General features: G+C 57.7%; 7 protein-coding genes. 5 read left to right on the top strand and 2 right to left on the bottom strand.

Going from position 1 to position 9,728, the window contains the following annotated elements:
- Nucleotides 1–231: cyclic nucleotide-binding domain-containing protein (locus tag VGL70_00565; protein ID HEY3302005.1), on the bottom strand; the 231-nt coding region annotated here is incomplete at its 3' end.
- Between the two features lie 230 nt (nt 232–461).
- Here VGL70_00565 and VGL70_00560 point away from each other — a divergent pair.
- The 5 genes from VGL70_00560 to VGL70_00540 all read left to right on the top strand — a co-directional run bounded on the left by VGL70_00560 (nt 462) and on the right by VGL70_00540 (nt 8,715).
- On the top strand, nt 462–4,190 hold the full coding sequence (locus VGL70_00560; GenBank protein ID HEY3302004.1) for a CheR family methyltransferase: 3,729 nt from the start codon (nt 462–464) through the stop codon (nt 4,188–4,190).
- A gap of 75 nt (nt 4,191–4,265) precedes the next feature.
- Nucleotides 4,266–5,234 (top strand): ABC transporter substrate-binding protein, encoded by a 969-nt coding sequence (locus VGL70_00555; protein HEY3302003.1) that lies wholly within the window; start codon nt 4,266–4,268, stop codon nt 5,232–5,234.
- A gap of 77 nt (nt 5,235–5,311) precedes the next feature.
- Nucleotides 5,312–6,370: a tripartite tricarboxylate transporter substrate-binding protein gene (locus tag VGL70_00550; protein HEY3302002.1), complete on the top strand. Its 1,059-nt coding sequence runs from the start codon at nt 5,312–5,314 to the stop codon at nt 6,368–6,370.
- Between the two features lie 372 nt (nt 6,371–6,742).
- The gene (locus VGL70_00545) at nt 6,743–8,239 is read left to right on the top strand and encodes a tripartite tricarboxylate transporter permease (GenBank protein ID HEY3302001.1); all 1,497 of its coding nucleotides are present in this window, start codon (nt 6,743–6,745) and stop codon (nt 8,237–8,239) included.
- The gene (locus VGL70_00540; GenBank protein ID HEY3302000.1) at nt 8,239–8,715 is read left to right on the top strand and encodes a hypothetical protein; all 477 of its coding nucleotides are present in this window, start codon (nt 8,239–8,241) and stop codon (nt 8,713–8,715) included. Before VGL70_00545 ends, VGL70_00540 begins: the two co-directional genes overlap by 1 nt.
- An 89-nt stretch (nt 8,716–8,804) precedes the next feature.
- Here VGL70_00540 and VGL70_00535 read toward each other — a convergent pair.
- A partial coding sequence (locus tag VGL70_00535; protein ID HEY3301999.1) for an adenylate/guanylate cyclase domain-containing protein occupies nt 8,805–9,728 on the bottom strand: 924 nt, incomplete at its 5' end.

Raw genomic sequence — 9,728 nt, 5'->3', positions numbered from 1 at the left:
CGTCACAACTACCCGTTTGTTTTCTTGATTGACGACGGACAGCCTTACAGTGCCTGAGAGAACCAGAAATATCATATTGGCAGACTCACCTTGAGCAAAGATCGGATCTTTCTTTCTTACTTTCGTCAGCGCCATGTTTTGCGCAAGACTTTGCAACTGAACGGCCGTCAACCAGTCGAAGCTCTTTAGCTTGCGTAGACTTTCTGGGTCAACAACGCTTCGCGATTCCATATTCCTCCTCCTGTTACCCGGCTCGTATTTAATAGCTTATTTACCGCAATAAAGTCTGTCCCCGGAGGGACAAGTCTCAGTTTTGCACCCATCAAAATTGTCACTTAAGTGACCACCTAGCGTTGACCGAAAGCGCTATTTTGCTAAAAATTCTAATCTGTTACGGCCAAATATAAATCTGTCGTTCAGGAGCAGGGAAGATCGCAGTTTCTCCACGATGACGCAGAATCATGGATCCTGAAGGTTCAAATATCCAGGTAGTCGGCATCGGCGCATCGGCCGGTGGATTGGACGCGTTGAAAGAATTTTTTACCGCGATGCCGGCGGATAGCGGCCTGGGTTTTGTCGTGGTGCAGCACCTGGACCCGGACCACATGAGTTACATGGCGAGCCTTTTGGCCAAATGCACGGACATGACGGTAGTCCAGGCGGAAGACCGCTCGCCGATTCGGCGCAACTGCGTTTACACGATTCCTCCTAATAAGTTTCTCTTCGTCAAAGACGGCATGCTGCATCTGACCGAGCCGGTAAAGCGCGACGGTATCCGGATGCCGATCGATTTTTTCTTCCGCTCTCTTGCTCAGGACCAACATGAAAAGGCCGTAGCCATGCTTTTTTCCGGCAGCGGCTCGGACGGCACATTGGGGATAAGAGAGATCCGGGGAGCGAGCGGCATAGTAATGGTTCAAGATCCCAAGACCGCTCAGTTCGGCAACATGATCGAAAGCGCAATAGCGACGGGAATGGTCGATTGCGTCCTGCCGGTCGGGGAAATACCCGACGCGCTTCTTCAGTACGTGCGACAATCCCCCGTCGAACCCACGGACGCCGATAGCGAAGGCGGACGGGACCATCTCGGTTCGATTATCTATTTGCTGGGAAGTCAGACCAAAAACGACTTTCGTTTTTACAAGAACTCGACGCTCCAGCGCCGCGTCGCGCGCCGCATGGGGCTCCACCGCATCGGAAATTTTTCCGAATATTACCGCTTTCTCCTCCAAGACCCCGACGAGCTCGCGAGCCTTTCGAAGGACATGCTGATCAGCGTCACGAGCTTCTTCCGGGATCCGGAGGCATTTGCGGAGCTCGCCAACAAGGTCATCAAGCCGCTGGTTCAAGAAGGGAACAGTGACCGTGCCCTGCGCGTGTGGGTTACGGGTTGCGCGACCGGCGAGGAGGCCTATTCCATCGCCATGTTGCTCATGGAGGAAAGCGCTCGGAGCAGGAAGAGATCTCCCATACAGGTCTTCGCGTCGGACATCGATCATGACGCGCTGAAATGCGCCCGTGAGGGCATATATCCCGAAAGCATCAGCGCCGACGTGTCGGAGGAGCGCCTGGCGCGGTTCTTTACCAAGAAAGACCACGTTTATCAGATTAATAAAGAAATTCGGGAAGTCATGACCTTTGCCGCGCATAACGTGATCATGGACCCGCCGTTTATGAAATTGGACTTGATCAGTTGTCGCAACCTGCTGATCTACATCGAGCCGGGAATGCAGAAAAAAATTCTGAGCCTTTTCGGGTTTGCGCTCAAGCCGGACGGATACTTGTTTCTGGGCAAGTCCGAGACCGTCGTCGAGCAGAGCGACTCGTTCGAGCCCGTTTCCAGAAGCTTCCGGATTTTCCGCCGCAAGCCGTCCGCCGCCGTCGAGGTCGCGAATTTTCCAACGCGGTCCGGCGCGCCGGCCGCCCTTCCGTCTAGACAGGAAAGGCGGCCTTCCGTCAAATTGTCGGATCTGAACCAGCAGGTGCTCTTGAAGCATTTTAACGCGAGTATTGTCCTGATCGATGAGAATGGCAATATTCTGCACTTCTACGGCGAGAGCCATAAGTACCTGAAGCACCCCTTCGGCGATGCCAGCCTGAACTTGTTTGAAATGACCGACGATAGACATTCGCTGAAAGTCCGCCTCGCAGCCCAAAAGGCGGCGCGCGAAAACCATGCCGCCAAGCTCGGAGCCCTCGATTTCAGCCGGGACGATTCCAACTATTTTGCCGATGTAACCATAACTCCCGTCGTAGAGCCCAAATCAGGCAACAGATTGCTCGCCGTTATCTTTGAGGACGCGCCGGCGCCGGTCAAGGATGCGCCCATCGGCGTCGAGGAAACCGAGATCGGCCGGCGCGATGATCTTACCGAGCGGCTCGAAGCCGAGATCGCAAGGTTAAGAGACGAGCTCCAAACCACTATCGATGACTTTCAAACTACCCATGAGGAACTCACGACCGCCAACGAGGAGGTCCTGGCCATCAACGAGGAGCTGCAATCGACCAATGAAGAGTTGGAAACCTCAAAAGAGGAGATGCAATCCGTTAATGAGGAGTTAATCACCGTCAACAACCAGCTCAACGATAAGATCGAAGAGCTGTCCAGGACCACTGACGACTTGGCCAATTTTTTGAATTCCTCCGAAGTCGGGACGATTTTTTTGGATACGGGATTTTGCGTCCGGCGTTTCACGCCGTCGGCGACAAAGCTACTGAACTTGATCCCTTTGGATCTCGGCCGTCCGGTAAGCAACATTTCAAACAATTTAATTGACGTAGACCTTACATCGGTCGCCGACAACGTGCTTAAGAGCCTGGTTCCGGTTGAGAAAGAGGTGCAAACCTCGGATGGCCGCTGGCACGTGATGCGCTCGATTCCCTATCGCACTCTGAACAATCTGATTGACGGAGTGGTCTTCACGTTTACCGATGTAACCCGATTGAAGGAGGCCCAAGACTACGCTGAGAACATCGTTTCTACGGTTCGCGAATCCCTGATAGTCCTGAGTCCTGACCTGAGCATCGTTTCGGCCAACCGCGCTTTTTTCGAGACCTTTAGAGTCGCGCGGGAGGAAACGGTGGGTCGTCTCATCTACGAGGTCGGGAATCACCAGTGGGATATTCCCAGGCTGCGCGAGTTACTGGAGGAAGTCCTGCCCCGCGATGCGCGCTTTGAGAACCTCGATGTGGAGCACGAGTTTCCCTCTATCGGACAAAGGATCATGTCGCTCAGCGCCAGAAGGATCTATGACAAACAAGAGAACGCGGTCCAACTGATACTTCTGGCTATTGACGATATCACCGAGCCTAAAAAGGCGGAACAAGCGCTGCACAAGCTCACTCAGGAACTGGAGACGAGAGTGGCCGAGCGCACCGCGGAGTTGGAACAGGCCAATCGCACGCTTATCGAGGACATCGAGGAACGACAAAAACTCGAAGAGCAGCTTCGTCAGGCGCAAAAAATGGAAAGCATCGGAACGCTCGCCGCCGGAGTCGCGCACGACTTTAACAATATCCTCAACATCATCCTGGGATACGCTTCTGTTCTCCGCGAGCACGCCGGCAAGGGCGATCGAATTGCTGAAACTCTCAATGTCATCGATGAGGCGATCAGGCGGGGCGCCGTGCTCGTGCAGCAGCTTTTGACCATTGGCAAGAAAACAGAGGAGAGCCTGGAACCGACGGACGTCAATACGCTGATCCACGGACTACTGCGTTTGCTCCGACAAACCTTTCGAAAAACCATTGAAGTGACGCCGGAGTTGGGCCGTGAGCTTCCCCCGGTTATGGCGTCTCCGAGCCAAATCAATCAAGCGCTCTTGAATCTTTGCATTAACGCTCGCGACGCGATGCCGGACGGCGGCAAACTGACGCTCAGGACCGAAGCCGTCGACGGGACAACCCTGCAAGACTACCCGGAAGCGAAAGCGGAGCGGTACGTGCGCATCGAGGTCAGCGACACCGGCACTGGAATGGACGAAAACGTTCAGAGCCGAATCTTCGAGCCTTTCTTCACGACCAAAGAGACCGGTCAGGGGACCGGCCTTGGGCTTGCGGTGGTGTACGGCATTGTAAAAAGCCACAACGGTCTTATTCAAGTAGAGAGTAGCCCGACGGGCGGAACGACCTTTCGGTTGTATTTTCCGGTCGCCCCCTCTGGAGAGCGATTAAATGCTCAACGCCTCTAAGCGAACAGGGCGTTAAGGGGACGCCTTCTCTCGCTTGACGACCGTCACGAATGTGGCCTATTGTTAGGTCGCTGTATGGCGGGTTTGGTTCTCATCCCCCTCTTCCTCTTCGCTCTTATTTTTCCGTTCGAAGCCCGCTCGCAGACGCCGCCCCAGCGCGTCGTGATCACCTATTCGAGCCGGAGCATTGCGTCGATCGATCTCTTCATCGCGCAGGAGCGCGGCTTTTTCCGCGAGGAAGGCCTCGACCCCGAGCTCGTGCAGACCAGAGCTACCGTCGCGATCGCGGCGGTCGTTTCCGGCGAGGTCCACGCGCTCGGCTCGATCGGCAGCGCGACGCGCGCCATCCCGCGCGGCGTGCCGGTCAAGGTCCTGGCGGTGAGCCTGAGACGCCCGCTCTTCTGGCTCGTCACCCGGCCGGAGCTGAAAAATTTCGCCGATCTCAAGGGCAAGGTCGCGGGCACGACGACGTTCGGAGGAAGCCAGCACACGGCCGGTATCCGCATGCTGCGCCGCGCCGGACTCGATCCGGATAAGGACGTGACCGTGGTGCTGGCCGGCGACGTCCCGACGCAGCTCCAGGCGCTGGTCGCCGGCTCGATCCAGATCGGCATTCTCTCGCCGCCCACCGTGATCGTCGCGCGCGATAAATTCAAGCTGAACATCCTCGCCAACGCGATGGAGGAGTTCACCAGCCTGCAAAACGGCCTCGGCGTAACGGACAAAAATCTGAAAGATCAGCGCGACCTCGTCAAGCGCATGCTGCGCGCCCGCGCCAAGGGCAACCGCTATTTTCACCAGAACGAGCGCGGCACCGCGGAAGTCCTGGTGAAATATCTGGGCGTTGACATGCCGACCGCGCTGGAAACCTACCGCATCTCCCGTCCGGCCTTTACCACGGACGGAATCCCCACCGACGATGAAGTCCGTGAGTACCTCAAGATGGACGCCCAGGCCATCGGTCTCCCCGCGCCGGTGCCCGCCGCGACGGTCTTCGATTTTTCCCTCCAGCGCGAGGTCAATAAAGAGTTGGGGCTCAAATGAGCCTGGTGCAGAGCGCCGAGCACTGCAGACCTGGACAATTTCCGACGGTTAGCTTCTTCGAGAAGGAGGGCAGTTACATGAGACGAAAGATCCCAGGTTTTCTTTTCCTTGGCATGCTGCTGGGGACCATCGTTGCCGCCGCAGTCGCGCTCCCGGCCGCGGAAGCGCCTTACTACGAAGGCAAGGTCATCAGAATCGTCGTCTCCTCCGGGCCCGGCGGCGGAACCGACACGGCGGCGCGGCTTGTATCGCGCTTTATATCGAAATACATTCCGGGGAATCCCAAAACGATCGTGCAAAACATGCCGGGAGGAGGCGGCACCGTCGCCAACAATTACTTCGCCAGTGAGGCCAAGCCGGACGGTTTGACGGTGTTGCAGGATTCCTCTTCCGGCGTCGGCAACTTCGTCCGCGGCGGCCCGACGATCAAGTACGATCCGAGAAAATTCAAAGTCATCGGCGGCGTCGCCCGCCCCGGCAGTCTCCTCATGATTCGAAACGACGCGCGGCACAAGCTCACCGACAAGACCGCCAAGGCGGCCGTCGTCGGCGACACGGACGGGATTCGCACCTGGGTCGCGATGACGGTTTGGGGCGCGGAATATCTCGGCTGGAACCTGCGCTGGATCTACGGCTATCCGGGAAGCCGGGAGCTGCAGCTCGCGATCCGCCAGGGAGAGATCGACGTTTGGGCGACGCAGAACGCCAAGCTGGTCCAGGATTTGAAGCGCGAGGGATTCGTGCAGGTGCTGGTGACCGAAGAAGACGAGCGCCGCAAGGATTTTCCGGAAGTCCCCACGTTCATCGAGGCCTTGGGCGCAAAAAAGCCCACCGGCCTGGCCTGGCAGGCCTATCAGGGTTGGGCCGGCGCGGCGGAGCTGGATAAGTTCATGATGGCGCCCGAAGGCACGCCGGATAATCTGGTGAAGATATTGCGCGAGGCCTTTGACAAGGCCATGAAAGATCCCGAAGTCGACAAAGAAGGAGATAAATTTTTCGGCGACGGCTGGAAACCGCACACGGCGGAAAAAATCACCGCTGTGATTCGCGAGCACATCGCGATTCCCAAAGAAGCGAAAGATTTCATCACCAAGATGCGCCTGAAGTATAACTTGCCGGTCGGCGACCAGAAATAGGATTTGGCCACCCTCACCCTTTCCTCTCCCGCGTGCGGGAGAGGGCGAGGGAGAGGGTAATCTCGCGCAAAGGCGCGAAGAGCGCCAAGAGAAATTAGCTTCGTGTGCTTCGTAATACTATGCCTGAAAGCTTTCGCGGTTTGCGCAAATTTTTCAAATGGCTGTTCTGATTGTATCGATCCAGAAGAGAACTCACCGCAGAGGCGCGGAGGGCGCGGAGTAAAAAGTTTTTGATTAAAAAATACTCCGAACTCTGCGAACTCTGTGTGCCTCTGTGGTGAAATAACGATTGCGGCTTTGCCGCGCTGTGCTCTTCGTGGTGAGAAGATTTTAACCACGAAGGTCTCGAAATAAAACGGAGGAGATGACGGAGTGATCGAAGCGGCGTTAGAAGGCCTCGTCGGCGTGCTCCAGCCCGAGGCGCTGGCATTTATGTGCCTGGGGGTTCTGATCGGCAGCCTCGTCGGATTCCTGCCGGGGATCGGCGGCCCGAGCACGCTGGCGATCATGCTCCCCTTCGTCATGACGATGAAGGATCCCCTTCTGGTCATCGCGCTTCTCGTCGGAATGGACGCGGTGGGAAATACCGCCAGCGCCTTTACTTCGATCCTCATCTCGGTTCCGGGAAGCTCGGGCTCGCAGGCGACTATCTTGGACGGCTATCCGATGGCGAAGCGGGGCGAAGCCGCGCGAGCGCTCAGCGCGTCGTTCGTCGCTTCGCTTTTGGGCGGTCTCTTCGGCGCGCTGGTGCTATTCGCTTCTTTGCCCGTGCTTAGGCCCATCGTCCTCGCCTTCAGCTCGCCGGAATTTTTTATCCTCACGCTTTGGGGCGTCAGCATGGTCGGCATTTTGAGCGGCAACGCGCCGATCAAAGGACTGCTCGCCGGCATCGTCGGCGTTCTGATCGCCACGGTAGGGCTGGATGCGAAATCCGGCATCGAGCGCTACGCTTTCAACGTCTCGTATCTGTGGGAGGGCGTCGATCTCGTTCTGGTCGCTTTGGGTCTTTTCGGCATCCCGGAAGTGATCGACCTCGCGAGCCGCAAGACCAGCATCGCCAAGGCGGAGGAATTCGGCCACGGCTATTGGGAAGGCATTCTCGACGTGTTCCGCCACTGGTGGCTGCTCATCCGCACTTCTATCGTCGGCGCGTGGGTGGGATTTCTCCCCGGCCTCGGCAGCTCGGTCGCGGATTGGTTCGCCTACGCGCACGCGGTGCAAACGGAAAAAAACCGCGAGAACTTCGGCAAAGGCGACGTCCGCGGCGTGATAGCGTCGGAAGGCGCCAACAACGCCAAGGAAGGCGGCGATTACATCCCGACTCTCGCCTTCGGCATTCCCGGCGGCACTTCCACCGCGCTGGTTCTAACGGCCTTCATCGCGGTCGGAATCAAGCCGGGCCCGGACATGTTGACGAGCCAGTTGAACCTGACCTTCGCGGTGATCTGGACGCTCTGCATCGCGAATATCCTCGCCACCGCCGTGTGCATGCTTTTCGCCAAGCCGATCGCCAAACTCTGTTTTCTCCCGTTCTATGCCATCGTTCCGCCGATCGTAGCGTTCGTCTTCATCGGCGCATTCGCGGCCAACTTTCACAGTTACGATCTTGCCGCGCTCATGATTTTCTCCACGCTCGGTTTTTTCATGCGGCGCCACGGCTGGCCGCGGCCGGCTTTGCTCCTGGGCCTGGTGCTCGGCGAGAAGATGGAGATGTACCTCTGGCTCTCCTACACGCGCTACGGCTTCGAGTGGCTCACGCGCCCGATGGTGATCGGGTTGATCGTGCTGTTGATCGTTTCCGTCGTCTATCCGATCGTCACCGGGCGAAAACATAAACGCGCCGCCGAGATGGCGCCGGCCGAGGTCTAATGTCTCGCGGAACTGAAAGTTTTGTCTTTACGGCCTTCATGGGCTTCGTCGTCGCCGGGGCGCTTTTTGTCGCCAAAGATTGGCCCGTCAGAGCGTCCATCGTGATTCTTTTTCTGGGAAGTATCGGCATAGTGCTGGCACTCTCTCAGATTGTCATGGATTTCAAAGCGCTCAGCGCCGGCGCCGAGCGGGCCGCTCGGCCTACTTATGAGACAACCGCTCTCGAACATGAGGGCCGCTGGGGCAGTCTCGAGATCTGGGCCTGGCTGTGGGGGCTTTTTTTGGCGATTCACTTGATCGGCTTTCAAGCGGCGCTGCCGATTTTTGTTTTCCTCTACACGAAACTCTACGGCGGCGCCTGGATAACGGCGATACTTCTAGCGGGTGGAACCTGGGGTTTTCTTTACGGCGTCTTCGAGGAAGTGCTTCACGTCCCCTGGCCCGCGCCGTGGCTCAAATTCCTGATCCCGTGGTAACCCCTTTCCTTGGCGCCCTTTGCGTCTTTGCGCGAGCCTAGTTCTCCTCTTTCTTTTCTCGCGCCAAGACGCCAAGCCCGCTAAGGCCCTCACCCCGTTCTTAGACGCAGAACGTTGTAGGCGGTCACGGGGCGGAGAAAACCTTTCAGAGCCAGCTCTCCGATAGGCTCTGCTTCCACCAGATCTTCTAAAGTTGCCAGCAAGCGCTTTGAGACTACAATCTGGGCCCGCTTCGCTTCGCCGCAGAGGCGAGAGGCGAGATTGGTCACCGTGCCTATGGCGCCATAGTCCCAGCGGCCCTCGAAGCCGATGCCGCCGATCGTGGCGTAGCCCTGCGCGATGCCGACGCCCAAATCGAGATCGTAGCCCCGCTTACGCCACGTGACGGCCAGTTCCGCGACACGATCCCTCATCGCCAACGCCATCCGAATCGCCCGCTCCGCCGCGTTCGCCACCGGCACCGGATCGTTGAAGAAAATCATCATGCCGTCGCCGGTGAAGCGCTCCAGAGTTCCTTCATGCTCTAAAATCAGCTTGCCCATCTCCGCGTGGTACTCGCGCAGGACACCCATCACCTCCTCGGGCTCTACCGTCTCCGCAAACGATGTAAAGCCTCGAAGATCGAGAAAGACCACCGTAATTTCGCTACGGTGAGTCTTGAGCGGATCATCAGCTCCCCCCGCCACGATGAGCTCGACGAGTTGCGGCGAAAAGAAGCGCTTCAGCCGTCCGAGACGTTCAAGCTGCCCCACTTGCTCCTCAACGCGACGCTCTAGATTATTGTTCCAGTCAGCGAGCTGCGCGGCTTGCGTCTGAATCGTGTCATAGAGCTGCTTGATCCGCAGAAGCGAGCGGACGCGCGCAAGGAGTTCGGGCTGGTTGATGGGCTTGGTGAGAAAATCATCCGCGCCCGCGTCAAGTCCTTTGATCCGCTCTTCGCTCGGATCGAGCGCCGTCACCATCACCACGGGAAGAATCCCGGTTTCCGGATTTTCGCGGATCTTGCGGCAGAC

The sequence above is a fragment of the Candidatus Binatia bacterium genome (assembly GCA_036504975.1).
In the GTDB taxonomy this organism is placed as follows: domain Bacteria; phylum Desulfobacterota; class Binatia; order UBA9968; family UBA9968; genus JAJPJQ01.
This window is presented reverse-complemented; position numbering and strand designations above follow the sequence as displayed.

What these genes read in the sequence shown, in the direction of transcription:
- VGL70_00560 (HEY3302004.1), top strand. Translation starts at nt 462, where the DNA reads ATGGATCCTGAAGGTTCAAATATCCAGGTAGTCGGCATCGGCGCATCG.
- VGL70_00555 (HEY3302003.1), top strand. Translation starts at nt 4,266, where the DNA reads ATGGCGGGTTTGGTTCTCATCCCCCTCTTCCTCTTCGCTCTTATTTTT.
- VGL70_00550 (HEY3302002.1), top strand. Translation starts at nt 5,312, where the DNA reads ATGAGACGAAAGATCCCAGGTTTTCTTTTCCTTGGCATGCTGCTGGGG.
- VGL70_00540 (HEY3302000.1), top strand. Translation starts at nt 8,239, where the DNA reads ATGTCTCGCGGAACTGAAAGTTTTGTCTTTACGGCCTTCATGGGCTTC.